The sequence below is a fragment of the Arsenophonus sp. PmNCSU2021_1 genome (assembly GCF_036919435.1).
Lineage (GTDB): Bacteria > Pseudomonadota > Gammaproteobacteria > Enterobacterales > Enterobacteriaceae > Arsenophonus > Arsenophonus nilaparvatae.
The window spans coordinates 239,076-264,286 of sequence record NZ_JAZHPL010000005.1 but is presented as its reverse complement, the minus strand read 5'-3'; the positions used below and the strand labels follow the sequence as shown (position 1 = coordinate 264,286).

The 25,211-nt window shown below is 37.5% G+C and carries 20 protein-coding genes and 10 pseudogenes; 21 read left to right on the top strand and 9 right to left on the bottom strand.

Annotated elements, in window-relative coordinates; genetic code table 11:
- The first annotated feature begins 1 nt into the window (after position 1).
- Positions 2 to 562, top strand: a complete 561-nt coding sequence (gene istB / locus V3224_RS11945; RefSeq protein WP_334470905.1) for an IS21-like element helper ATPase IstB — start codon at positions 2 to 4, stop codon at positions 560 to 562.
- 77 nt (positions 563 to 639) lie between these two features.
- Positions 640 to 1,164 (top strand): annotated as a pseudogene (locus V3224_RS11940) (RecT family recombinase); the annotation flags it as partial.
- Between the two features lie 25 nt (positions 1,165 to 1,189).
- Here the strand turns inward: V3224_RS11940 and V3224_RS11935 are convergent.
- Positions 1,190 to 2,165: pseudogene (locus tag V3224_RS11935) on the bottom strand (IS701 family transposase).
- A 55-nt stretch (positions 2,166 to 2,220) separates the two neighbouring features.
- Here V3224_RS11935 and V3224_RS11930 point away from each other — a divergent pair.
- The 10 genes and pseudogenes from V3224_RS11930 to V3224_RS11885 form a co-directional block, all read left to right on the top strand.
- Positions 2,221 to 2,700, top strand: a complete 480-nt coding sequence (locus V3224_RS11930) for a DNA breaking-rejoining protein (protein WP_334470701.1) — start codon at positions 2,221 to 2,223, stop codon at positions 2,698 to 2,700.
- Between the two features lie 20 nt (positions 2,701 to 2,720).
- Positions 2,721 to 3,017 (top strand): helix-turn-helix transcriptional regulator, encoded by a 297-nt coding sequence (locus tag V3224_RS11925; protein WP_334470699.1) that lies wholly within the window; start codon positions 2,721 to 2,723, stop codon positions 3,015 to 3,017.
- A 286-nt stretch (positions 3,018 to 3,303) separates the two neighbouring features.
- Entirely contained in the window at positions 3,304 to 3,531 is a 228-nt protein-coding gene (locus V3224_RS11920) for a hypothetical protein (RefSeq protein ID WP_334470697.1), read from the top strand.
- A gap of 266 nt (positions 3,532 to 3,797) precedes the next feature.
- A pseudogene (locus V3224_RS11915) lies at positions 3,798 to 4,001 on the top strand (helix-turn-helix transcriptional regulator); the annotation flags it as partial.
- Positions 4,002 to 4,107: 106 nt separating this feature from the next.
- Positions 4,108 to 4,905 (top strand): antA/AntB antirepressor family protein, encoded by a 798-nt coding sequence (locus tag V3224_RS11910; protein WP_334470695.1) that lies wholly within the window; start codon positions 4,108 to 4,110, stop codon positions 4,903 to 4,905.
- A 429-nt stretch (positions 4,906 to 5,334) separates the two neighbouring features.
- Positions 5,335 to 5,511 (top strand): hypothetical protein, encoded by a 177-nt coding sequence (locus tag V3224_RS11905; protein ID WP_334470693.1) that lies wholly within the window; start codon positions 5,335 to 5,337, stop codon positions 5,509 to 5,511.
- Positions 5,512 to 5,534: 23 nt separating this feature from the next.
- On the top strand, positions 5,535 to 5,780 hold the full coding sequence (locus V3224_RS11900) for a hypothetical protein (RefSeq protein ID WP_334470691.1): 246 nt from the start codon (positions 5,535 to 5,537) through the stop codon (positions 5,778 to 5,780).
- Positions 5,781 to 5,864: 84 nt separating this feature from the next.
- A complete protein-coding gene (locus V3224_RS11895) occupies positions 5,865 to 6,080 on the top strand; it encodes a KilA-N domain-containing protein (RefSeq protein WP_334470689.1) in 216 nt (71 codons plus the stop codon).
- Between the two features lie 13 nt (positions 6,081 to 6,093).
- Positions 6,094 to 6,360: an ORF6N domain-containing protein gene (locus tag V3224_RS11890; RefSeq protein ID WP_334470687.1), complete on the top strand. Its 267-nt coding sequence runs from the start codon at positions 6,094 to 6,096 to the stop codon at positions 6,358 to 6,360.
- Between the two features lie 158 nt (positions 6,361 to 6,518).
- Positions 6,519 to 6,671: pseudogene (locus V3224_RS11885) on the top strand (ORF6N domain-containing protein); the annotation flags it as partial.
- Positions 6,672 to 6,732: 61 nt separating this feature from the next.
- On the opposite strand, the pseudogene V3224_RS11880 reads toward V3224_RS11885, so the two are convergent.
- Positions 6,733 to 7,654: pseudogene (locus V3224_RS11880) on the bottom strand (IS701 family transposase).
- Between the two features lie 303 nt (positions 7,655 to 7,957).
- Between V3224_RS11880 and V3224_RS11875 the strand changes: the two are divergent.
- Positions 7,958 to 8,146 (top strand): helix-turn-helix transcriptional regulator, encoded by a 189-nt coding sequence (locus V3224_RS11875; RefSeq protein WP_334470683.1) that lies wholly within the window; start codon positions 7,958 to 7,960, stop codon positions 8,144 to 8,146.
- Between the two features lie 58 nt (positions 8,147 to 8,204).
- Positions 8,205 to 9,413, top strand: a complete 1,209-nt coding sequence (locus V3224_RS11870; RefSeq protein ID WP_334470681.1) for an IS256 family transposase — start codon at positions 8,205 to 8,207, stop codon at positions 9,411 to 9,413.
- Positions 9,414 to 9,450: 37 nt separating this feature from the next.
- Here the strand turns inward: V3224_RS11870 and V3224_RS11865 are convergent.
- The 5 genes and pseudogenes from V3224_RS11865 to pdhR form a co-directional block, all read right to left on the bottom strand.
- A pseudogene (locus tag V3224_RS11865) lies at positions 9,451 to 10,622 on the bottom strand (tyrosine-type recombinase/integrase).
- A gap of 279 nt (positions 10,623 to 10,901) precedes the next feature.
- Positions 10,902 to 12,326 carry a dihydrolipoyl dehydrogenase gene (gene lpdA, locus V3224_RS11860; protein ID WP_334470679.1) on the bottom strand — a complete coding sequence of 475 codons (1,425 nt, stop codon included), beginning with the start codon at positions 12,324 to 12,326 and terminating at the stop codon, positions 10,902 to 10,904.
- A gap of 203 nt (positions 12,327 to 12,529) precedes the next feature.
- On the bottom strand, positions 12,530 to 14,149 hold the full coding sequence (aceF, locus tag V3224_RS11855) for a pyruvate dehydrogenase complex dihydrolipoyllysine-residue acetyltransferase (RefSeq protein WP_334470677.1): 1,620 nt from the start codon (positions 14,147 to 14,149) through the stop codon (positions 12,530 to 12,532).
- Between the two features lie 12 nt (positions 14,150 to 14,161).
- Entirely contained in the window at positions 14,162 to 16,825 is a 2,664-nt protein-coding gene (gene aceE / locus V3224_RS11850) for a pyruvate dehydrogenase (acetyl-transferring), homodimeric type (RefSeq protein ID WP_334470675.1), read from the bottom strand.
- Between the two features lie 166 nt (positions 16,826 to 16,991).
- Positions 16,992 to 17,762: pseudogene (gene pdhR, locus V3224_RS11845) on the bottom strand (pyruvate dehydrogenase complex transcriptional repressor PdhR).
- Positions 17,763 to 18,314: 552 nt separating this feature from the next.
- On the opposite strand from pdhR, the gene V3224_RS11840 reads away from it, so the two are divergent.
- Both V3224_RS11840 and V3224_RS11835 read left to right on the top strand, forming a co-directional pair.
- The gene (locus V3224_RS11840) at positions 18,315 to 19,289 is read left to right on the top strand and encodes an IS701 family transposase (RefSeq protein WP_334469652.1); all 975 of its coding nucleotides are present in this window, start codon (positions 18,315 to 18,317) and stop codon (positions 19,287 to 19,289) included.
- A 35-nt stretch (positions 19,290 to 19,324) separates the two neighbouring features.
- Positions 19,325 to 20,542: pseudogene (locus V3224_RS11835) on the top strand (ATPase, T2SS/T4P/T4SS family).
- Positions 20,543 to 20,552: 10 nt separating this feature from the next.
- On the opposite strand, the gene V3224_RS11830 reads toward V3224_RS11835, so the two are convergent.
- The gene (locus tag V3224_RS11830) at positions 20,553 to 21,425 is read right to left on the bottom strand and encodes an IS982 family transposase (RefSeq protein ID WP_334470673.1); all 873 of its coding nucleotides are present in this window, start codon (positions 21,423 to 21,425) and stop codon (positions 20,553 to 20,555) included.
- A 62-nt stretch (positions 21,426 to 21,487) separates the two neighbouring features.
- Between V3224_RS11830 and V3224_RS29940 the strand changes: the two genes are divergently transcribed.
- The 5 genes and pseudogenes from V3224_RS29940 (at position 21,488) to yacG (ending at position 24,687) form a co-directional block, all read left to right on the top strand.
- Entirely contained in the window at positions 21,488 to 21,787 is a 300-nt protein-coding gene (locus tag V3224_RS29940; RefSeq protein WP_442890321.1) for an ATPase, T2SS/T4P/T4SS family, read from the top strand.
- Positions 21,784 to 22,977, top strand: a complete 1,194-nt coding sequence (locus tag V3224_RS11825; RefSeq protein WP_334470671.1) for a type II secretion system F family protein — start codon at positions 21,784 to 21,786, stop codon at positions 22,975 to 22,977. The genes V3224_RS29940 and V3224_RS11825 overlap by 4 nt, the downstream gene beginning before the upstream one ends.
- 122 nt (positions 22,978 to 23,099) lie before the next feature.
- Positions 23,100 to 23,723, top strand: a complete 624-nt coding sequence (gene coaE / locus V3224_RS11820; protein ID WP_334470669.1) for a dephospho-CoA kinase — start codon at positions 23,100 to 23,102, stop codon at positions 23,721 to 23,723.
- Positions 23,716 to 24,467: pseudogene (gene zapD / locus V3224_RS11815) on the top strand (cell division protein ZapD). The gene coaE and the pseudogene zapD overlap by 8 nt, the downstream one beginning before the upstream one ends.
- An 8-nt stretch (positions 24,468 to 24,475) precedes the next feature.
- Positions 24,476 to 24,687, top strand: a pseudogene (gene yacG / locus V3224_RS11810) (DNA gyrase inhibitor YacG).
- 106 nt (positions 24,688 to 24,793) lie between these two features.
- On the opposite strand, the gene mutT reads toward yacG, so the two are convergent.
- The gene (gene mutT, locus V3224_RS11805) at positions 24,794 to 25,195 is read right to left on the bottom strand and encodes an 8-oxo-dGTP diphosphatase MutT (RefSeq protein WP_032115247.1); all 402 of its coding nucleotides are present in this window, start codon (positions 25,193 to 25,195) and stop codon (positions 24,794 to 24,796) included.
- Positions 25,196 to 25,211 lie beyond the last annotated feature (16 nt).

Sequence of the window (25,211 nt, the reverse complement as noted above, 5' to 3'; positions counted from 1 at the left end):
AATAGAGCGTTTTTTTATTGGTGCGAAACTCGTGTTTGCAACGGGGATCCCCAAACAACACATACAGGAATTAAGCGCATTAACGTTTATTGAACGTAATGAAAATGTCGTGTTGCTTGGCCCAAGCGGTGTAGGCAAAACGCATTTAGCTATTGGGTTAGGATTAAAAGCAGTACAGGCCAAGAAGAAAACCCGCTTTACCACGGCAGCTGAACTGATGTTGCAACTCTCAACTGCCAAACGACAAAATAAGCTCAAACAATATCTATCACGTTCGGTGATGGCCCCGAAATTGTTGATTATCGATGAGATTGGATACCTGCCGTTTGGGCGAGAAGAAGCAAACCTGTTTTTCAATGTGATTGCCAAGCGTTATGAGCATGGCAGTGTCATATTGACGAGTAACTTATCATTTGGGCAATGGCCAAATGCTTTTGCTGATGACGCAACATTAACTGCCGCTATGCTTGATCGTTTACTTCATCATTCGCATGTACTGCAATTAAGCGGTGAAAGCTATCGATTGAAAGATAAGCGGCGCTCAGGAGCAATGACTGAGTAAAAGTGGATCAATTTTGATTGATCGGATTTAGCTAAAAAGTGGATCAGTTTTCGGTGATCGTTGACACTAAAGGAACAGTAACCGTCCCTAATCATTTAAGGGGTCAGGTTTCAGATTGCCTGGCTATCACGATGCAAGCTGCTCAATGGGGAATGAACCCTTTCGCTGTTGCCCAGAAAACACACATCATAAGCGGTACGCTCGGATATGAAGCCCAACTCGTTAATGCCTTAATATCAAGCTCTGCCGCCATTCAAGTCCGTTTTCATTATGAATATGGCGGTGATGGATGGGGAAAACTCACCAAAAGCAGAGAAGCCAAATCAAACAGAAATGGACGTGAAACAAGTTATCGTGTACGTGACTGGAACGATAGTGACGAAGAAGGGTTATTTATCCGTGTCGGCGCAATACTACGCAACGATTCAGAAATCACTTGGGGAGAACCTGTTTATCTTTCGAGTGTAATTATACGTAATTCCTCGTTGTGGGCGACTAACCCAAAACAACAACTTGCTTATCTAGCAGTAAAACATTGGGCGCGCCTCTATTGTCCCGAAGTGATTCTCGGTATCTACACCGCAGACGAATTGGAAGAACGAACTGTAACACGAGTTTCGCACAAAACTAATTTGGGTACGCTAATAAAACACGGATTTGCTCAGTAATAGCACTTTTGATTACGTCCCAATTTTGTTGATATAAGGATTATTTTTTCAGATATACGACGTTTATGTTGTTCAAACCACGCAGAAATAGCGAGAAAAATATGATTTCTTTGCGCTCGGCTCGTGCGAGCCTGACAGCGTTCAATACCACAGTTTTGTTTAACTTCTCGATGATAAACTTCAACAGACCAACGGGCATCCATGATAGATTTGAGGTATTGACGGGTGGGATTCTCTTTGTTTGTTACTATGTAATCAATACGGCCGTTTTTGGCTGTAAATTTGAAAACGGTTACCCAACCATATCCTCGCAAGTGTATTGACGTTCCTTCTTCTGAGATGTCTAACTTGTTCAGTTGTTTGTTATGGTTAACAATCCTATTTTTCCTCAGCGTGGTTACCCAGATCCAACCATGAGAGCTAATTGATTTCAGGTTATCCAGGCTAGAATACCAAGCATCCATCACTACCGCTTCTGGCATGATCCCTCTTTTTTTAGCAAGAGTGAGCATTTCGGAAAAGTGCGTGTTTTTTGTTTTTCCATCAGAATCTTTATCATAAATACGATAATTGATAGGAATTGATTCAACCTTCGTCAGATCATGCCAAAACAAATTAACTAAACCTATGCCAGCAATAACCTCATGTTCATTACCTGAATATTGATAATGGACCATCTCTATTTTTTTACTACGTGTTTTGGCAATCAATGTATCATCGGCAATTAGTACGCAAGGGCTTTTTTTGTCTATAGAAGGTTCAACTAATCGCCATAGGTCTTTAGGTCTAAAACATCTACTTTTTAGCCATCGGCTAACAGTGTCATGAGATAAAGGCGATGGGCTTACTTCTGATAACGCTAAACCAGAGTATCTTAAACTGCTTACTTGTAAGAATGTTTTATAGATATCTTTAATACATGGATAACCCGACAAAATATGAACACCCTGATTTTTTCTTGTTTTTAAATTTATACTTCTTTTTTGGAGATTGCGAAACTCGTGTGTAAAAGACATTGCCCCGCAAAAAGAACACCTTTCGCTATCAGAAATCACTCAACAGGAACAGATACAAACTGATGATAATGACAATGATAGATCGAAGATTGAAACAGGGGAAATCGTTAATGAAAGCTTCAATACTGATGATATCCGTCATGAGATTAATACGGCAAAAACATTAGAACAAGCGAAAAATATAAGAGCAACAATTGAAGAACTTAAACCCGTAATGAGTGCGGCTATCTATACAGAATTAAAAAATAAATCTGTTCAGGCATATCACCGGATCGATGCTCATAACCATCTTGAAGCGCAGATTAATAGTTTACCTCCTGGTGGTACTGAAGAAGCAAAAATAGCGTTTAATAAAGTCTTACAAATTTTTGAGGCAAACAAAAATAAGCTGGGCGCTGAATTATACGATGCTTTCAGCCTAACGTTAAATGACATGAAAGATGAATATCAATAAATGTACTGTGGAGTAAAATAATGATGGACTTAGAAAAAATATTGACGCTTGATGATATTGTAAAACGCTCTGAAGTGTACGCGAAAACAGGGCTAGCTCCAGGAACAATAGATTCTCTTGAGAGTAAAGGGGAATTTCCTCAACGTATTTATTTAACGAAACGGTGTAGTGTATGGAAAAAAGAAGAGGTTAACTTATGGTTAACAGCCAAAGCTCAAGATCCGCTTGGAGCTAAAGAAAAAATCACAATGGAAAATGCAAATAAAAATAACCCCAATCACCTTAAAAAAATAGCGAGAAGTACCGCTAAAGATTAGTTCAAGCTTAATCAAACCTTCCTGCGCCAATAAGAGCATCACTAATCCTGGCGAATTCTGACGCCTGTAATGTATCAAATGCAACCTGACCTATAACGATACCTCCTTTTGCTGGAAGTATAACACAACCAATCTTATTGTGAACTCAATGAGAAATCGTCGCTGACTGAAAGGAATGATAATCCTAACAGCCAGCTAACCCTAAACCTACTGTTGATAGGAGTAAGGCTATGAAAAATTCTATTACCGTTATCTCTGTCTGTAAAGTTTTTGTGGAGGTGATCTAATGTTGCCTCTCACGGAACAACAACTCACATGCTATAAAGAAATCTTTCCAGAACTTGCTCCCGAGCAACTTGAAAGCGCCGTTTTATACGCAATGGGAATACCTGAGAAGCAAATTGCGTATTTCAAATCTGCTACGGATATCACCGTCAGAAAAACGCTTGAAAAAGTAAAAGAGATATACGACACGAGTTTCGCACAGGCATATAAAGTTCTAGAAATGGCTTAAAAGCAATGGTTAATCTGCAAGTTACTAAAACACATAAATTTTATTAAATTACAATAATTTGTATTTAATTTATAAGGTTTTGTCTATTTATATATCATGCTGAATTAAACTTAAAAATAGCGCGTTTTTTTATTGGTGCGAAACTCGTGTACGAAACAGATTCCGTCAGCCACTTACGCACAACTTTTCAGGTAAGAATGTTTCATTTTAGTATCGTGAGTAATTGCAGAAGTCAGGATAAACCGCCTATAGAAAAGACCAAACCATTTTCCAAGCGTGAAAACGAGGTTATTTACTGGGTGAGTATGGGGAAAACTTATCCGGAAATCGCAATGATACTGGGTATAAAAATAGTCACGGTTAAATTTCACATAGGCAACATATTAAAAAAAATCGGGGTATATAGTGTAAAACAGGCAATTAAAATCTGTGTTGAGCGCAATCTTATCGAACCCGTTATTACCGAATAAACCTTAATTTTTAGTAAAAAGTAATACACAAACGTCACTAATCAATCTTAACGCCCCTTGCTATAGGGGCAATCTTTCATCAATTTAACTATTGAGGAATACCTTTATGTCAAATTTAATCACTATCGAAACAAAAAACATCAACGGCGAATTAATCCAGACGGTAAATGCTCGTGATCTACATGCGTTTTTGGAAAGTAAGCAAGACTTTTCTACATGGATAAAAAAGCGAATTTCAGATTATGGATTTGTTGAAAATATCGACTATATAGTTTTCCATAATTCTGTGGAAAACCCCTTCGGAGGCCGTCCAGCAAAGGAATACCACATTTCACTCGACATGGCGAAAGAATTATCGATGGTTGAGCGAAATGAAAAAGGGAAACAAGCAAGGCAGTATTTTATTGAATGCGAAAGACGCGTTTTACAACCTCAAACATTACTACCAACAGCAAAAGAACTGGCACTTATGGTTGCTCATGCCGAGGAAGAGAAAGAAAAGTTATTACTGGAAAATAAAAGCCTATCAACCGAAAACGATTGTCTTAAAAATCTCTTTAAGGAAGGTATGACCCCTACCCAATTTAGCAAAATGCTTAACGGTGTAAATAGTCAGCAGATAAATCATTTTTTAGCTGAGCGCAAATGGCTCTACAATGAAAGTAAATCGGGTATACGCTGGCGTGTTTCTTCTTATGCGCGGGATAAATATTTAACTGAAAAACAGAATGAAATAAGTCCTCATGTTGCTGACAGATTCATCAGTTATCAGCCTGTCCTGCTCAAAAAGGGAGCGCAGCGTCTCTATGATTTATATCTGGATTATAAGTTACCCATGAAGTTAACGTGGAATGGTTCACATACTCATGACAAGTTTATTCAGGGTATTTACCTCAAACATTAATCACTTTTCTCTGTTCAATCATTAATTAACAAAGAGTTAAAAATATGAACCAGCTTAAGCAGCAGGAGCTTCGCTATATCTTAAATAGCGACAGCTTCGTTAGAAAAGACTCCATAAAAATCATCCCCACCCTGCTAATCATCACGTTGGCAAGTCTCATTCTACTGTTAGCAAGATAGGAGGTCAAATGAATCCTTATGCCATGTAAGATTACTGGTACAAACAACAACAAGAAATAGCTTATGAGGAAGACAGACTAGATGAAGAGATTAGTGAACTAGTTCAACCTATTTATGACTGTATCCCTTCATCTGTTATTAGAAAACTTAGCCACGACGATTTAGAAGATGTATGGAATTCTTTTTTTAATCACTTTAAAAGTGAAAACATTGATAGATACAAAAATTTAACTATTCGAGGAAAAAGATTATGTGGATATTAATCTTAGCCATGTACGCAAGCCCCTATGCATCAAGTAACTTTGCAAGTGTTCATACTCAGGAATTTGACACTGAGAATTTGTGCCAATTCGCCGCTAATCAGTTTGAGAAGGAATTTGAGACTTTCAAGGATATTAACGCCAAAGCGATTTGCGTTAAGAAATAAGCTAATTTTACCGAGGTTCAATCATGAAACTTAACATCATCAAATTATTAATAACGACATTATTGTTTATCAGTGCAGCGTTCGCCTTCGAACTGATAGTTGGTCACATTGCCCATGCCGATGCCGTCATTGACCCACAAATCAGGTTTAAGCGTGGTGAATTAGGCAATATCCATTTAGGTGGGCAAGAGCTACTGGTTATTGGCATCATGATAGTGCCAGCTCTTATGGTTTATTTTGGGATATTCCTCGACACATTGAAGAAATAGTTACAGAACAAGAAGTCATTACCCACCCTAACCTATTCCACTTAATCAATACCCATTCATCAATTAACTTTGAGGAATTACGATATGCAAAATTTAGCAAATGAACATTACCCTATCATTTCGGGTGTAGAAATCACGACAGACTCAGAAGGTCGTTTCAACCTGAATGCGTTACATAAAGCTAGTGGTGGCAAAGATGCTAAATGCCCTAAAACATGGCTTGAGACAAAACAAGCCAAAAAATCAATTGAAGAGCTAAGGCAGAATTCCGCCTTAGGTCAAGAAGTAATCAAAGCTTAAAAGGAGAATCACGATGAAAGCTGAATTAATTACTATCGATTCAAGTCAATTACCCGTTATCGAGTGGCAAAATGCTCGAGTGGTAACTACTGAAACCCTTTCTAAGGGTTATGGTGCCAGCATGAAAAACATTCAAGATAATCTAGCAAACCATAAAGCTCGTTTTATCGAAGGTATCCATTATTTCAAGCTGGAAGGTAATGAATTACAACAGTTTAAGAGGGTCACGAGTTTCGCACCAATAAAAAAACGCGCTATTTTTAAGTTTAATTCAGCATAATATATAAATAGATAAAACCTTATAAATCAAATACAACTTATTGTAATTTAAGAAAATTCATGTGTTTTAGTAACTTGCAGATTGATCATTGCTTTTAAGCCATTTCTAGAATTTTATATGCCTGTGCGAAACTCGTGAGGGTACCCGATAATATCGGATTGGTTAGTAAATATACAAGCCAGCAGATTTTATGGACGGAGAAAGGCGCAGCTCGTATGTCAAAAATTGTTGATACCGACGAAGCATGGTCTTTCTTTGAAAAAATGGAAAACGCTTATTTTCATCCTATCCAATACCAAAAAACACTACCAGGAAATTATATTCAAGCATTGGAAGCACTCGTTGAGTCAGAAACACGAGTTTCGCACAAAACTAATTTGGGTACGCTAATAAAACACGGATTTGCTCAGTAATAGCACTTTTGATTACGTCCCAATTTTGTTGATAAAGGGTTATTTTTTCAGATATACGACGTTTATGTTGTTCAAACCACGCAGAAATAGCGAGAAAAATATGATTTCTTTGCGCTCGGCTCGTGCGAGCCTGACAGCGTTCAATACCACATAGATTTGAGGTATTGACGGGTGGGATTCTCTTTGTTTGTTACTATGTAATCAATACGGCCGTTTTTGGCTGTAAATTTGAAAACGGTTACCCAACCATATCCTCGCAAGTGTATTGACGTTCCTTCTTCTGAGATGTCTAACTTGTTCAGTTGTTTGTTATGGTTAACAATCCTATTTTTCCTCAGCGTGGTTACCCAGATCCAACCATGAGAGCGAATTGATTTCAGGTTATCCAGGCTAGAATACCAAGCATCCATCACTACCGCTTCTGGCATGATCCCTCTTTTTTTAGCAAGAGTGAGCATTTCAGAAAAGTGCGTGTTTTTTGTTTTTCCATCAGAATCTTTATCATAAATACGATAATTGATAGGAATTGATTCAACCTTCGTCAGATCATGCCAAAGCAAATTAACTAAACCTATGCCAGCAATAACATCATGTTCATTACCTGAATATTGATAATGGACCATCTCTATTTTTTTACTACGTGTTTTGGCAATCAATGTATCATCGGCAATTAGTACGCAAGGGCTTTTTTTGTCTATAGAAGGTTCAACTAATCGCCATAGGTCTTTAGGTCTAAAACATCTACTTTTTAGCCATCGGCTAACAGTGTCATGAGATAAAGGCGATGGGCTTACTTCTGATAACGCTAAACCAGAGTATCTTAAACTGCTTACTTGTAAGAATGTTTTATAGATATCTTTAATACATGGATAACCCGACAAAATATGAACACCCTGATTTTTTCTTGTTTTTAAATTTATACTTCTTTTTTGGAGATTGCGAAACTCGTGTAGTCACGAGTTTCGCACAGGCCTATAAAATTCTAGAAATGGCTTAAAAGTAATGATTAATCTGCAAGTTACTGAAATGCATAAATTCACTTAATTTACAATAAGTTATATTTAATTTATAAGGTTTTATCTATTTACATATTATGCTGAATTAAACTTAAAAATAGAGCGTTTTTTTATTGGTGCGAAACTCGTGGTATTAAATTTTTTAAAATATTATAAGAGGAATGAACAATGCTTAATGACCTAATAGAAGAAAAAGAAGTTTTAAAGAAATTAAAACGCAGTAGATCCGCTTTATGGAGGCTCCGCAAAAAATGTGGATTTCCTGAACCTGTTTTAAATTATCCCGCAAGATATAGATTATCAGCTATACAAGCATGGATAGAACGAGGGGGGATTAATCAAAGAGCCTGTACATAAATTTGTGTAATTGCCTGATTTTGATATGTTCAATCCAGCATCAAATGAAGGTTAATTTATGGACGAAAAACAATTGCAGGCTCTGGCTAATAAATTGGCCAAAAATCTCAAAACCCCTGACGATCTCAGCCAGTTCGATCGTCTGCTGAAGAAAATCAGCGTTGAGGCGGCTCTCAACGCCGAAATGTCCCACCATCTGGGCTACGATAAAAATCAGCCCAAACCGGGTGCCAACTCCCGCAACGGCTATTCCACAAAGACCGTTACCACCGGCGATGGTCCTCTGGAACTACGCACTCCGCGCGATCGTGACGGTTCTTTCGAACCGCAACTGGTGAAGAAAAACCAGACCCGGATCACCGGGATGGATAACCAGATTTTATCGTTGTACGCCAAAGGGATGACCACCCGCGAGATAGCGGCTGCGTTCAAAGAACTGTATGACACGGATGTCTCACCGGCGCTGGTCTCGAAGGTCACCGATTCCGTGATGGAGCAGGTTACCGAATGGCAAAATCGCCCACTGGATGCAGTCTATCCTATTGTTTATCTTGACTGTATCGTCCTGAAGGTCCGGCAGGACAGTCGCGTTATCAATAAATCCGTGTTTCTGGCCCTGGGTATCAACATCGAAGGTCAGAAAGAACTGTTGGGTATGTGGCTGGCCGAAAACGAGGGCGCGAAGTTCTGGCTCAGTGTGCTGACAGAACTAAAAAACCGTGGTCTGAACGATATCCTCATCGCCTGTGTCGACGGTCTGAAAGGCTTTCCGGACGCCATCAACACCGTGTATCCGGAAACCCGCATTCAGCTGTGCATCGTGCATATGGTGCGTAACAGCCTGCGGTTCGTCTCCTGGAAGGACTACAAAGCCGTCACTCGCGACCTGAAAGCCATCTATCAGGCTTCCACAGAAGAAGCAGGCCAGCAGGCGCTGGAAGCGTTCGCCAGCGCATGGGACAGCCGCTACCCGCAGATAAGCCGGAGCTGGCAGACAAACTGGGCCAACCTGGCGACGTTCTTCGCTTACCCGGCAAACATCCGCAAGGTGATCTACACAACGAATGCCATAGAGTCGCTGAACAGCGTGATCCGGCATGCCATCAAAAAGCGTAAGGTGTTCCCGACGGATGACGCAGTGAAAAAGGTGGTGTGGCTGGCAATCCAGGCGGCGTCACAGAAATGGACAATGCCGCTGAGGGACTCGCGTATGGCGATGAGCCGCTTTATTATCGAGTTCGGTGACCGCCTGGACGGTCACTACTGAGAAAAGGCATTTACACAGAATCGTGTACAGGGTCTAATCAAATTTTAAGTTGATCAACATGCCAAAGAATTTTATCTGCATATAGCTCATATGCCGCCCTTTGCTCATCTATCCAATCATGTTTATTATATACAGCCATCACCCTACCTAACTCATGACCGAGCATTTTTTCTGTTACGTGGGGCATTATTCCTTCACTTGATAGATTAGTCACTAGTGATCTTCTAAAATCATGCGTACGCCACTCAGGAATATCTATGTTATCTCTTAGTTTTCGCATGTATAAGTTTGCTGATGATCTATCTATCGACTTATCTAATTTCTGCCCAGGAAACAAAACTTCATTACCATAATTAACTAGTCTATCTATATACGGTTTAACATGTGAAAATATCGGACGTCTTATTACATTACCCATTTTGGAGTGTTTAGCTGGAGTTGTCCATATAAGATCATCCATATTAAATTCATTAATTGTTGCAAGTCTAGGCTCAGATAAACGAGCCCCCCACAATAATAACAATTGATGTAATGCTTTATTTGATGAAACAATTTTATTGTTTTCTAATGCTAACCAAATTTTGGCCAGCTCTGTATATGTTAAAACTCTGCTTCCTATCTCAGGTTTTTTCCCAATATTCTTAGCACTTAATTTCATTATTTCACATGAAGGTATGAACTGTCGGCCTATACACCAATTAATAACTGATCTTAATTGTATAAGCAAAACTCTTGCTTTTATTTGATTGTCTTTTTCTTGTTTATCAAAAAATTTTACCCATGAAGATACAGGTATATTTGCAACAGGTACAGACTGAAACTGTATATACATGGTGTTATACACAACTGAACGATAAAGTATTTGTGTATTTTTTTTAATGTTGACGCATATTTATCCCACCAGTAGTCAAGACAATCTTTTAACGTTGCTTCACCTTCATCTTTAGAGAAATAGATTTTTGGATTAAGTCCTTTTTTATACAAATTTCTCATATCACTAACTATGATCCGAGCATCTTTAAGTGACAAAGAGGGATAATGACCAATCGTCAACCTTACTGGCTTACCTTCCCATCGATAACGATATTGAAATGCAACAACTCCATTAGGAGAAATACGAGCACTAAGACCATCACTATCAGTCAACTCTGGTTTTCCTCTATAGGGTTTATCACTTATACTTCTAAGTTTTGTATCACTAAGCGCCATAGCCTTACCATGTGTACACACTTTATTAATCTATTATGTACTCAATATGTACAAAATAACAAGTGAACAAGGTAATAAACAATAGAAACAAGATAAAAAAAAGAACAACAAAGAAGATAGAATTACTTGATTATAGAGGGCAGTAACAAATAGGATTAAAACAATACAAAACAATTATAAACAATGAATAAAATAGCTCCCTTATTTAAATCAAATAAAAGAGCTAGTAATAAGTCGAATAATGCTTACAACAAATTTATTTTACGAGAATAAAATAAATTACTTTTTCTTTGCTTTTGGATTAGGCAAATCAGTAATACTTCCCTCAAATACTTCAGCTGCCATACCGATTGATTCGTATAATGTCGGGTGAGCATGAATAGTCAATGCAATGTCTTCTGCATCACACCCCATTTCAATTGCTAAGCCAATTTCACTTAGTAATTCGCCACCATTAACACCGACAACCGCCCCACCAATAACGCGGTGGGTTTCCTTATCAAAAATAAGCTTAGTCATACCCTCTGAACAATCAGATGCAATAGCACGACCAGAAGCAGCCCATGGGAAAGTGGCTACTTCATAACTGATACCTTTTTCTTTAGCTTCTTTTTCCGTCAAACCAACCCAAGCAACTTCAGGCTCAGTATAAGCAATTGAAGGAATGACTTTTGGATCAAAATAGTGTTTCAAACCAGAAATCACTTCAGCCGCCACATGACCCTCATGAACACCTTTATGAGCCAGCATTGGCTGACCGACAATGTCACCAATCGCATAAATATGGGGCACATTGGTACGCATCTGTTTATCTGTGTGGATAAAACCTCTCTCATCCACTTCTACTCCGGCTTTACCCGCATCAATTAATTTGCCATTCGGTACACGACCAATTGCCACTAAAACAGCATCATAACATTGTGGTTTGGCCGGTGCCTTCTTGCCTTCCATCGTTACATAGATACCATCTTTTTTGGCTTCCACCGCAGTCACTTTCGTCTCGAGCATTAAATTAAACTTCTTACTTATCTGTTTAGTAAAAAGCTTAACAATGTCCTTATCTGCTGCAGGAATAACCTGATCGAACATTTCAACCACATCAATTTCCGATCCTAATGCATGATAAACAGTACCCATTTCTAAACCGATGATACCGCCGCCCATCACTAACATACGCTTGGGTACTTTTGTTAGTTGCAAAGCATCAGTAGAATCCCATACTCGCGGGTCGTCATGAGGAATAAATGGAAGCTGGATCGGACGTGAACCTGCAGCAATAATAGCATTGTCAAAGTTTATGGTTGTTGTTTCTTTTTTACCTTCAACAACCAATGTATTAGCACCGGTAAATTTACCTAATCCATTAACAACTTTAACTTTACGACCCTTTGCCATCCCGGCTAAACCAGTTGTTAATTGGCCAATAACCTTTTCTTTCCACAGCCGTACTTTATCAATATCTGTTTTCGGTTCGCCAAATACGATCCCATGTGCCGCCAATGCCTTCGCTTCTTCAATAACTTTTGCAACATGCAATAATGCTTTGGAAGGAATACAACCGACATTAAGGCAAACACCGCCTAATGTCTCATAACGCTCGACTAAAACAGTTTCTAAACCAAGATCTGCACAGCGAAAAGCTGCTGAATAACCCGCAGGTCCCGCTCCTAGAACCACTACTTGGGTTTTAATTTCAGTACTCATCATGACCTCTTACTTTTGTTGTCCGGCGGGTCAGACGAAAAAATTTATAACCACCGAGACTTGTGTACTAAAGGCAGTTTACAGAATTGTTAACATCCTTGAAAGTGCTCTAACGTGACATAACTCTCAACCTATAGGACGAATTAGAAAAAATTCTGTAATTACTAATAATAAAACAGACCGACATTCAGTCGGTCTATAAATTACATAACCAAACGGCGAATATCACTCATTAACTGTGCAATACGAGTGACAAAACGAGCGCCATCTGCACCATCGATGACACGATGATCAAAGGAGAGTGACATAGGTAATATCAGACGTGAAATAAATTCACCGCCATTCCATACTGGCTTCATAGATGAGCGAGATAACCCCATAATAGCCACTTCTGGCGCATTAATAATTGGTGTAAAACTTGTTGTACCGATACCACCTAAGCTAGAAATAGTAAAGCTGCCACCTTGCATATCAGACGCGGTCAACTTGCCGGCACGTGCTTTCTTCGATACTTCCATCAATTCTTTGGAAAGCTCGATAATACCTTTCTTATTAACATCGCGAATAACAGGCACAACCAAACCATTTGGGGTATCAACAGCAATACCAATATAAACATATTTTTTCAATGTTAATCGCTGAGCATCGGCAGAAATTGAACTATTGAAACGAGGCATTTCTTCTAATGCTCGAGCAACCGCTTTCATGACAAAAACTAATGGTGTAATTTTTACTCCCGTTTGCAACTTTTCCATCTCTTTATTTTGCTGCTTACGGAAAGCTTCTACTTCGGTAATATCAGCATCTTCCATGACAGTCACATGCGGGATCATTACCCAGTTACGACTCAAATTAGCGCTAGATATCTTTTGAATGCGGCCAAGTTCAACTTCTTCAACTTCACCAAATTTACTAAAATCAACTTTTGGCCATGGTAGCATGCCTGGCAAACCACCCGCAGTAGTCGCTCCAGCTTCAGAACGTTTTACCGCCTCTTTGACATAAGTCTGAACGTCCTCACGCAGAATGCGACCTTTACGCCCTGTTCCATTTACCTTAGCCAAATTAACACCAAATTCACGCGCTAAACGGCGAATAAGCGGTGTTGCATGCACATACGCATCATTTTCAATAAATTCATTTTTAGTCTCAGAAACATTACTTGCCTGTGCTGTAGATGAGACTTGAGGGGGTTCAGAAGGCGAGGCCTCTGATTTTTTCGCTATTTCAGCACTGCTAGTTTCCGCACTGGCAGCTGGCGAAGCTGCGGTGGCATCAACCGCAAAAATCATAATTAGTGAGCCGGTTTTAACTTTATCGCCTTTAGCAATTTTTATCTCTTTAACTTCGCCGGCAAAAGGCGCTGGCACTTCCATCGATGCCTTTTCACCTTCTACAGTAATTAGCGATTGCTCAACGGAGATTTTATCACCAACGTTAACCATTATATCGGTAACTTCAACTTCATCATTACCAATATCCGGTACAATAACTTCCGTTAATTCACTTTTTGCTTGACCCACATCTTTGCTATCTGCTTTATCCGTGTTTGCATCAGAGGTTGTTTTAGCGCTAGCTTCTGTTACTTTTTCCTCTGTATCAAAAACCATAATCAACTTACCGGTTGCGACTTTGTCACCAACTGCGACTTTAATTTCTTTCACAACACCAGCCTGTGGTGACGGAACTTCCATTGACGCCTTTTCACCTTCTACGGTAATTAACGACTGCTCAACATCAACTTTGTCGCCCACTTTTACCATAATTTCGGTAACTTCAACTTCATCTGCACCAATATCAGGAACGTTAATTTCAATAGACATTGATTTTACCTCTTATGCCAAACGCGGGTTAATTTTTTCTGGGTTGATGTTGTATTTTTTGATGGCTTCATTCACCAATTTTACATCCATTTCACCACGTTTAGCTAATTCACCCAACGCTGCTACTACCACATAGGAAGTATCAACCTCAAAATGATGACGGAGGTTTTCACGGCTATCTGAACGACCAAAACCATCAGTACCCAAAACACGATAATCACTTGCAGGAATGTAGGAACGAATTTGTTCTGCAAATAATTTCATATAATCTGTTGATGCAACTGCCGGAGCATCATTCATGATTTGAGCAACATAAGGTACACGAGGTTTATCAGATGGATGTAACATATTCCAACGCTCACAATCCTGTCCTTCACGAGCTAATTCGGTAAATGACGTTACACTATAAACATCGGAAGCAATACCATACTCACTAGACAAAATTTTTGCAGCTTCGCGAACATGGCGCATCATTGAACCCGATCCCAACAATTGAATTTTGCCTTTTTCGCCTTTTAGTGACTCCAGTTTATAGATACCTTTACGAATACCTTCCTCAACACCAGTAGGCATCGCTGGCATATGATAATTTTCGTTCAAGGTAGTAATATAGTAGTAAACATTTTCTTGTTTCTCACCATACATACGAACTAAACCATCATGCATAATAACAGCAACTTCATAAGCATAAGCTGGATCATAAGAGATACAGTTAGGTATGGTTAGTGACTGGATATGGCTATGCCCATCTTCATGCTGCAAGCCTTCACCATTCAATGTGGTACGTCCTGAGGTTCCGCCAATTAGGAAGCCACGCGCTTGCTGGTCTCCAGCCGCCCATGACAGATCACCAATCCGCTGAAAGCCGAACATGGAGTAATAAATATAAAATGGGATCATCGGCAGATTATTTGTGCTATACGATGTAGCAGCAGCTAACCAAGAAGCGCCGGCACCCAATTCGTTGATGCCTTCTTGAAGAATTTGACCTTTTTCGTCTTCTTTGTAGTAAGCAACTTGTTCACGATCTTGAGGGGTGTACTGTTGTCCATTTGGACTATAGATCCCAATTTGACGGAATAAACCTTCCATACCAAAAGTACGTGCTTCATCAGCAATAATTGGCACTAGGCGATCTTTAATTGAGTTATTTTTTAACATTACATTCAAAGCACGTACAAATGCGATCGTAGTAGAGATCTCTTTATTTTGCTCTGCTAATAATTGGCCAAAATCTTCTAGGCTAGGAATATCCAATTTTTCATCAAATGTAGGATTTCGTGCAGGTAAATATCCACCTAATGCCTGACGACGCTCATGCAGATATTTATATTCAGCTGAATCTTCTTTAAAAGTAATAAAAGGTAATTTTTCTACTTGATCATCCGCTACCGGCACATTAAAGCGATCACGGAAATAACGAACCCCTTCCAGGTTCATTTTTTTCACCTGATGGCCAATATTTTTACCTTCAGCAGTATCGCCCATGCCGTAGCCTTTAACTGTTTGAGCTAAAATGACTGTTGGCTTGCCTTTAGTCTCTTGCGCTTTTTTAAAAGCGGCATAAACTTTTTTCGGATCATGACCACCACGGTTTAACGACCAGATTTCATCATCGGTCATATCCTTGACTAGTGCACTTGTCTCAGGGTAACGATTGAAGAAGTGTTCACGCACATAAGCGCCATCTTTAGACTTAAATGTTTGATAATCACCATCCAAAGTTTCATTCATCAACTGAATTAGTTTACCTGAAGTATCCTTACGCAATAATTCATCCCATCGGCCACCCCACAGGACTTTAATGACCTGCCATCCAGCACCGCTAAAGATACCTTCTAATTCATTAACAATCTTACCATTACCAGTAACTGGCCCATCAAGGCGTTGTAAGTTACAGTTGATCACAAAAACTAGGTTATCTAACTTTTCACGAGTCGCAATTGTGATAGCACCTTTAGATTCAGGTTCATCCATTTCACCGTCACCAAGGAAAGCATAAACTGTCTGATCTGCGGTATCCTTTAAACCTCGGTGTTGTAAGTATTTTAAGAATTTTGCTTGATAAATAGCACCTATTGGACCTAATCCCATCGACACCGTAGGAAATTGCCAAAATTCAGGCATCAATTTAGGATGAGGATAAGAGGAAAGACCTTTGCCACCAATTTCTTGCCGGAAATTGTCCATTTGCTCTTCAGTGAGACGATCTTCCAAAAATGCGCGTGCATAAATACCAGGCGAAATATGTCCTTGGAAATAAACTAAATCTCCACCATTTTTATTGTTTTTTGCCTGGAAGAAGTGATTAAAACAGACTTCATATAAAGTTGCAGAAGACTGGAAAGATGCCATATGACCACCTAACTCCAGATCTTTTTTAGAAGCTCGTAAAACTGCCATTACAGCATTCCAACGAATCGCAGAGCGAATACGACGCTCTAAATCCATGTTGCCTGGATAATCAGGCTCATCCTCTACGGAAATAGTGTTGATATAATCACAGTTTCCAGAACCAGCTGCGATATTAACGCCGCCCTTGCGTGCTTGTTGTAATACTTGATCAATAAGATACTGAGCACGATCAACACCTTCTTCACGGATGACCGATTCGATCGCCTGTAACCAGTCGCGAGTTTCGATCGGATCCACGTCATTCTTCGACATATCTGACATGGTCTATTCCTTATCTATTATCTGTTTCTAATGTAGTTACTGAGCCATCTTTTGAACATATTTACTAAACTAGAAAGAAGAACAAAAGATAGTCACTATTGCCGCAACTTTGTCTCTAATAAATCAGAGCGGTAATGCAGACGCAGCAACAAAAAAATCTGCACTACTAAATTAAATTTTGATATTGTTGTATTCGACGTAAAGAACGCTCACGACGTGTATGCTCACAACTGATGTCCAGCAAAATCTCCTCAATAAATGCTAAATGACGATGTGAAGCTTCCTGTGCTTTTTCAGGTTCACGTGCGATAATAGCTTCAAAAATTTGAGTTCTATGTTTACTTACTGCTGCGTGCATTTCTTTACGGGTATATAAGCACTCAAAATTTTGTCTAATATTCTGCTCTAACAATGGAACCATACAGCGAAGTATATGAAGTAATACCACATTATGAGCCGCTTCAGTAACAACCAGCTGATATTGCAAAACAGCCTCAACTTCAGCATTAACATCCCCACGCTCTTCAATATCCTGAATTTGTAAATGACTGATCTTAATCCGAGCCAGATCCTCATCGGTTCCTCTTAAAGCAGCATAATAAGCAGCAATACCTTCAAGTGCATGACGTGTTTCTAAAAGATCAAATTATGATTCCATATGCCCAGATAATAACTGGGTAAGCGGATCACTAAAGCTTTGCCATAGATTTGTTTGGACGAACATCCCCCCTCCTTGTCGGCGAAGAAGAAAACCTTTTGCTTCAAGCCTCTGAATCGCCTCACGCAAAGAGGGACGAGAAACATCAAATTGCTTAGCCAACTCACGTTCAGGTAGCAATTTTTCTCCGGGGCGCAATATTCCTTCAAGGATTAAATGCTAAAGGCGCTGTTCAATGACATCAGATAATTTATGTTGGCGAATTTTGCTATAAACCATATTTACAATAGGCCACTTATATTTTGCGTAAATACTTATTTAACACTACCAAAGTCAATTGGTAATACCAATTTATCCTAGATGTACATAAAGTAACAAAGTATTCACCAACTGTCCATAAGAGCTTATATTTAACCTTAAGAAAGTCGCATTTTTTGATAAAAATTTTTAAAAATTAAAAATAAATGATAGTTTTAATTTGTTTTTTAGCAACGATGTTAATTTTTTTATACATATAATTAATCAACTGAAACGTTACTATTTACCTTTAATTAAATTATTAATCAATATAAATGAATTAATATTCAATCCAGCAGTTAAGAACATAACAATTTTATTATAAATAACATTAATGGTTTTCAGTGAAAACGATTGATAGAGTTGATATTAAAAATATCCTTAATTTTTCAAAATATCTAAAATAATTAAAAAAAATTTAATTAATAAAGTTTCTTTGATATCAATATGTTGATTGAATAAATACACGAGTTTCGCAATCTCCAAAAAAGAAGTATAAATTTAAAAACAAGAAAAAATCAGGGTGTTCATATTTTGTCGGGTTATCCATGTATTAAAGATATCTATAAAACATTCTTACAAGTAAGCAGTTTAAGATACTCTGGTTTAGCGTTATCAGAAGTAAGCCCATCGCCTTTATCTCATGACACTGTTAGCCGATGGCTAAAAAGTAGATGTTTTAGACCTAAAGACCTATGGCGATTAGTTGAACCTTCTATAGACAAAAAAAGCCCTTGCGTACTAATTGCCGATGATACATTGATTGCCAAAACACGTAGTAAAAAAATAGTGATGGTCCATTATCAATATTCAGGTAATGAACATGAGGTTATTGCTGGCATAGGTTTAGTTAATTTGCTTTGGCATGATCTGACGAAGGTTGAATCAATTCCTATCAATTATCGTATTTATGATAAAGATTCTGATGGAAAAACAAAAAACACGCACTTTTCCGAAATGCTCACTCTTGCTAAAAAAAGAGGGATCATGCCAGAAGCCGTAGTGATGGATGCTTGGTATTCTAGCCTGGATAACCTGAAATCAATTCGCTCTCATGGTTGGATCTGGGTAACCACGTTGAGGAAAAATAGGATTGTTAACCATAACAAACAACTGAACAAGTTAGACATCTCAGAAGAAGGAACGTCAATACACTTGCGAGGATATGGTTGGGTAACCGTTTTCAAATTTACAGCCAAAAACGGCCGTATTGATTACATAGTAACAAACAAAGAGAATCCCACCCGTCAATACCTCAAATCTATCATGGATGCCCGTTGGTCTGTTGAAGTTTATCATCGAGAAGTTAAACAAAACTGTGGTATTGAACGCTGTCAGGCTCGCACGAGCCGAGCGCAAAGAAATCATATTTTTCTCGCTATTTCTGCGTGGTTTGAACAACATAAACGTCGTATATCTGAAAAAATAACCCTTTATCAACAAAATTGGGACGTAATCAAAAGTGCTATTACTGAGCAAATCCGTGTTTTATTAGCGTACCCAAATTAGTTTTGTGCGAAACTCGTGAATAATAGGATTCTATTATGACTTTCATAACAGCTATTCCCAAAGACTTTAATGTTATCGAAGATGAATTAAAAAAACTTTGTTATCGTCATGATATTGTAATGATCGAGTTCAATTCAAAAAAACTTTCCATTGCGAGTTATAGAAAACCCAATGACGAATTGTTAACAGCATTACGTTTTATTTCTAGTGTTCCTGTTTGTTATGATATCTGGCCAAAAGAAAAAATTGAGCATTATTTTAATCGCTGTAATCATGAAGTTGAAATACAAGAAGAACCTATACGTTATGATCCTTCAATTAACAATGAAGAAAAACCTAATTCACCAGCAGTAAATTATGTCGATTATCTTATTGGATCTGCTATTGAAAAACGGGCATCAGACATTCATATTGAGCCATTTAAGACCGGTGCCAAAATTCGAATCAGAGTTGATGGTAAATTATTTTATGTTCCTTCGCCGCCAGTCGAAAATTGTGCAGAAATATTTGCCCGATTAAAAATATTGGCAAAATTGAATATTGCAGAAAAGCGCTTGCCTCAAGATGGGCAACTTGAATGGATCAGCCGTGATATCCACTATGCTATTCGCATTTAAACATTACCAACTCTTTATGGTGAAAAAATAGTTTTAAAGATATTAAATAATAAAAACCATTATTCTTTAGAACAACTAGGTATAAAAAATAATTTTCTTGTCATTTTAAAACAAAAACTTTCTCTGCCACAAGGCATGATTCTTGTCACTGGGCCAACTGGAAGTAGTAAAACAGTAACGCTTTATAGCTGTCTTGAATATCTTAATCACAGTGAATTAAATATTTCAACGATTGAGGATCCAGTAGAGATACCAATAAAAGGGATTAATCAAATACCTGTAAGCGAAAAAATAGGATTAGATTTTTCAACCATCTTAAGAGCATTACTTCGCCAAGATCCTGATATTATTATGGTAGGCGAAATCCGCGATCAAAAAACAGCCGAAATTGCTATAAAAGCTGCCCAAACCGGCCATTTAGTATTATCAACCCTCCATACAAATTCAACGAAAAGTACACTAGAACGACTAGAAAATTTAAGCATATCACCACATTTGATAAATTCTTGTGTGAAATTAATTATTGCTCAGAGACTGGTTAGAAAACTATGTCCTAGCTGTAAACGTCATAAGGAAAATCCTGTTACTATTCAATATGATAATATTGAAACAGTAATTAACCTGAGTTCGGGATAAGCATTATCAATTATACTTGAAGATACGTACCTGCAACAGGTATCTTTGGTTTAGATGGCATTAAACAATATGCAACCAGTCCGCCTAATAAATTCACTACAAAGTTAGCCGGAGAGCGATGTCGCGTATGCTCTATTTGACAAAGATTTTTTAACTCATCAAATACCGTTTCAATGACAGAACGATGACGCAAGATGGCTTTGTCGAAACAAGTCTGTTTAATAGGCTTCATTTTCTTCTTGATATTCGTTATAAGGCTAATTCCCATCGTTTTGAGTTGCTGTTTCAGTGAAGTCGATAAATACCCTTTATCTGCGTACAAACAACCAGAAAGATCCTTTGTCAGCTCAGGCAATGGTTTCCGATCATCGGTGTTTCCTGGTGTGAGTCGAAAACTGAGTATTTCCCCCAAATGATTGATAATTACATGAAGCTTGAAACCAAAGAACCAACCTGTTGAATTTTTTCCCCGTTCAGCTATCCCATTGAAGACTTTATGTCTGCGGATCCGTAAGTTATCACACACCGCTATCGGAGTAGAATCGGCAACCGATAGCCCCGTGCATTTTCCCTTAATTGACTCAAACAGTGCCGTTAACGCTAAGGCACTACGCGGAAGTAACTCTACACAGCGTGAATAGGATGGCAAGTTAGGAAATTCCTTCCGGAGATATAAGCGGACATAATAGAGATAAAATACCTTGAATTGCCTGAATCGGAGTTGATGAAACAACACAACCAGTGTCATCATTTCCGCCAACGAAAGCTGAGTAGACCGTCTACGACGCTTAGTACCGTTAGTCAGCAAATATTCATGCATTTTTGGCTCGAAGTCTTTGCAAAAATCATCCATCAGGCAATAAAGTTCAGTAAGATTTTCCATAATTGTTTAACAATGCTCTACTCTTTAACCAGACTGTTAGAGTATTTTAACAAAACAGGCTCATTCAACTATTTGAATATCAAGACTTTCTCTTTATTTCTTATCCCGAACTCAGGTTAATTACAACCTGGCGGGCGGTTGGATGTGACCATTGTTTCGGTGGATATTTAGGTCGAACCGCAATTTGTGAGTTTTTAGAGCTTAAGGAAGAAACTCTTGCTACGCAATTTTATCAGCTAGCAAGAAAAACAGAAAAAATACCTTTCGTTAGTTTATTTGCTTCTGGATTACTTCTAGTCAAAGCCGGCATAACAACACTAAAAGAATTGTATGAAGTAACAGGACAGGAGATAATTCAGTGAATTTTATCTATATATATCGAGCAATTAATACTCAGGGAATATTAATAGAAAATTATAAAATATCTCATTCTAAACAAGAGGTTTTTAAATATATTCTTAGAAGCAATTTAATACCTATTTCAATTAAAATCCGAGAAATTGCGCTATATACCACAAAAATTCGTAGCTATCGTTTGCATTTTATGTATCAACTTAGTGTATTACTTAAATCCAATATTTCTTTAATTCAAAGTCTAAATATTATTCAAAAAGAATGTAATATGTCCGTTTGGAAATGTATATTAACAGAAATCATTAAACGTATTAATCAAGGGGAAGCATTCTCTTCGGCATTAAAACATTATCCTAAACTTTTTCCAGAAATAATTTATCGACTAGTAGAAATAGGAGAACAAACCAATAGCCTGGAAAAAAATTGCCAACTTATTTACCAACAACTTCAACAACAACAAATATTAAAACAAAAAATAGCTAAAGCACTACAGTATCCATGCATTATTTTAATTATCGCTTCAATCGTGGTTTCGCTAATGTTATTTTTCGTTTTACCTGAATTTAAAGCAATATACCAAACATTTGATGCTCAACTTCCAATAGCGACTAGGTTGCTTATTACCATTTCTGATAAAATTGCTGACAATGCTCTGTATATCGTTGTTACCTTAGCTTGCATTTGTTTAGGATATTTTACATATAGAAAATATACGCCAAATTTAATTAAACAAGAACAAAAGGTTATCTTACATTTGCCATTACTCAATAAGCTTATTGGTTGGCAACAACTTTACTATTTTTTTCAAACACTACATATTACCCAAAAATCAGGATTAACATTATTAGAAGGATTCGAATATGTATTAAAAACACTAAAACATCCCGTTTATCACGATGCCATCCATTCTATATATCAAAAAATTCAACGAGGTATTTCTTTTAGTGACAGTATAAAAAGAGAAAAACTATTCCCATATCTATGCTTGCAATTTATTACAGCCGGAGAATTATCTGGTAATTTAGTATTATTTTTAGAAAAACTAGCTAATTGGTATCAAGATAACCTAATCAACTATGTTAATAAAAAGATAAAATTAATTGAACCAATGCTAATACTATTACTCGCAGTTGTAATTACTGGATTATTATTCACTATGTATTTGCCGATTTTTAATTTAGGTAATATTATTTCTTAAGTAATCAATGTAACAATAAAATAAAAAATATTATTATGTTAAAACCCGTTATAATAAACATAAAAAAATTATCAGACCTTTGCCTGGAATTTACCATTTAAATTTATTGAAAGAGAGGATGCATGAGCTATATTGTTGCTCTCACAGGCGGGATAGGAAGCGGCAAAAGTACCGTTTCAGATAAATTTGCATCCTTAGGAATACCAATTGTTGATGCAGACATCATTTCAAGACAAATAGTTATGCCTAATACTTATGCTTTTAACATGATAAAACAACATTTTGGTTCAACTATTCTCAATAACGATGGCTCTTTAAATCGCGCCAAGTTAAGAAAAAAAATATTTAGCGATCCAAGAGAAAAAAATTGGTTAAATAATTTGCTTCATCCATTAATACATCAAGAAACCCAACGCCAGCTAACTTTACTTAATTCCACTTATGTAGTTTGGGTTGTCCCGTTGTTAATTGAAAATAATCTAGAGCACCTTGCCAACCGCGTGCTAGTCATTGACGTAACACCTGAAGAACAAATAGCTCGTATAATGAAACGTGATAGAATTAGCCAACAAGAAGCAAAAAATATTTTATCTAACCAAGTTAGCCGAACAAGGCGTTTAGAAAAAGCTGATGATATAATTAATAATCACGATAATAACTTAACACTTGATGAAACTTTAGCGAAATTACATCAGAAATATTTGCAATTAGCTATGAATGCTTCTCAGGAAACACACAATGAGTAATACTATTTCTACCATTATTTATGAACATCCATTAAATGATAAAATGCGCTCTTGGCTGCGCATGGAATGTTTTCTTCAGCAACTCATTGACTTGAAAAACATCAACTCATTAGCTAGTGGATTAGCTTTTTTCCTGCCGTTTCTGAATTAATCGAAGTATTAGATCGCAGCGATATACGTGCAGACATTATTAAAGAATTAGATAAACAAAAAAACAAACTTAATCAATGGTGCAGTGATCCCCATGCAGATAAAACTCTGATTAAAAATCTTCTAAAAGAACTGCAAGAAAATCTCACTTCATTAAGAGAAGCACCACGCATTGGTCAACACTTACGGCAAGATAAAGTTATTAGTATTGCTCGCCAGCGGTTAAGTATACCCGGAGGTTGTTGTAGTTTTGATTTACCAGCCTTACATTTATGGTTAAATACGCCTAAAAAAGAGATAGAAACTAGAATTAACTTTTGGATTGACGGCATCCTTCCGTTACGTTCCGCTTTAAATATGCTATTAAATTTGATCCGCAAGTCCAATACATTCACCAGTCAAAAAAGTTATAATGGCTTCTATCAAGGTAGTGTAGAAAATGCGGATCTGATCCGAATAAAGTTACCGATAAATCTATCTCTATATCCTCAGATTTCTGGACATAAAACACGTTTTGCTATCCGATTCTTACATGAAGACAGTGAAAATGGTATTGTACCTGATGAATTACCATTTAAATTAGCCTGTTGTTAGGAGTCATTATGCCAGATAAGCTCACGGTAAAATGTCCGACTTGCCATAAAATTGTTATTTGGCAAGAGAGTAGCCCTATCGCCCTTTTTGTAGCAAACGATGTCGATTAATCGATCTTGGTGAATGGGCTGGTGAGGAAAAAAGGATCTCAAGTCAACGAAATATTTCCGAAATAGATGATTGGAGTGAAATATCCGATGATCATGACATTAAAAAATAAGCTTAAAGTCAAAAATGCTATAAATTTCACCTGTACCATTATATAACCCTTAGATAAGATAATTTCAAAACTTAGTTATATTAACTTATCTGTGGGATAGGCAAACTCAAATCACGTTGTTGATTAGCATATCAACAATTACTCGGTTAGCAGGTGGAAATTCTTCGGCTACCAGTGATTTTTGCAAAAGCCAACGTGAAGATTGGCCTTCTTTTCCATAAGGCTGGCAATCCCACTGCTCTACCAGAAAAAAATGTAATGTTATTCTACGATCAGGAAATTCATGTTCAACAACCTGCAACAATTGACTGTTAATAACATCTATCCCAATTTCTTCTTTAAGTTCACGCAACAATGCTTCTACTGGTGTTTCGCCTATTTCTAATTTACCACCAGGAAATTCCCAAAAACCACCCATATGTGAATTAGCTGCCCGTTGGGTAATAAAAACTTCTTGTTTCGTATTTCTAATAATACCAACAGCAATATGTAATTGTTTTTTTTTCATAAAAATAATTTAATTA

Bases quoted from the DNA above. Each gene is read 5' to 3' on its own strand.
- V3224_RS11900 (WP_334470691.1), top strand. From the start codon at position 5,535: ATGAAACTTAACATCATCAAATTATTAATAACGACATTATTGTTTATC.
- coaE (WP_334470669.1), top strand. From the start codon at position 23,100: ATGAGCTATATTGTTGCTCTCACAGGCGGGATAGGAAGCGGCAAAAGT.
- V3224_RS11910 (WP_334470695.1), top strand. From the start codon at position 4,108: ATGTCAAATTTAATCACTATCGAAACAAAAAACATCAACGGCGAATTA.
- V3224_RS11905 (WP_334470693.1), top strand. From the start codon at position 5,335: ATGTGGATATTAATCTTAGCCATGTACGCAAGCCCCTATGCATCAAGT.
- lpdA (WP_334470679.1), bottom strand. From the start codon at position 12,326: ATGAGTACTGAAATTAAAACCCAAGTAGTGGTTCTAGGAGCGGGACCT.
- V3224_RS11920 (WP_334470697.1), top strand. From the start codon at position 3,304: ATGTTGCCTCTCACGGAACAACAACTCACATGCTATAAAGAAATCTTT.
- V3224_RS11875 (WP_334470683.1), top strand. From the start codon at position 7,958: ATGCTTAATGACCTAATAGAAGAAAAAGAAGTTTTAAAGAAATTAAAA.
- aceF (WP_334470677.1), bottom strand. From the start codon at position 14,149: ATGTCTATTGAAATTAACGTTCCTGATATTGGTGCAGATGAAGTTGAA.
- aceE (WP_334470675.1), bottom strand. From the start codon at position 16,825: ATGTCAGATATGTCGAAGAATGACGTGGATCCGATCGAAACTCGCGAC.
- V3224_RS11830 (WP_334470673.1), bottom strand. From the start codon at position 21,425: ATGGAAAATCTTACTGAACTTTATTGCCTGATGGATGATTTTTGCAAA.
- V3224_RS11895 (WP_334470689.1), top strand. From the start codon at position 5,865: ATGCAAAATTTAGCAAATGAACATTACCCTATCATTTCGGGTGTAGAA.
- V3224_RS11870 (WP_334470681.1), top strand. From the start codon at position 8,205: ATGGACGAAAAACAATTGCAGGCTCTGGCTAATAAATTGGCCAAAAAT.
- V3224_RS11890 (WP_334470687.1), top strand. From the start codon at position 6,094: ATGAAAGCTGAATTAATTACTATCGATTCAAGTCAATTACCCGTTATC.
- V3224_RS11925 (WP_334470699.1), top strand. From the start codon at position 2,721: ATGATGGACTTAGAAAAAATATTGACGCTTGATGATATTGTAAAACGC.
- mutT (WP_032115247.1), bottom strand. From the start codon at position 25,195: ATGAAAAAAAAACAATTACATATTGCTGTTGGTATTATTAGAAATACG.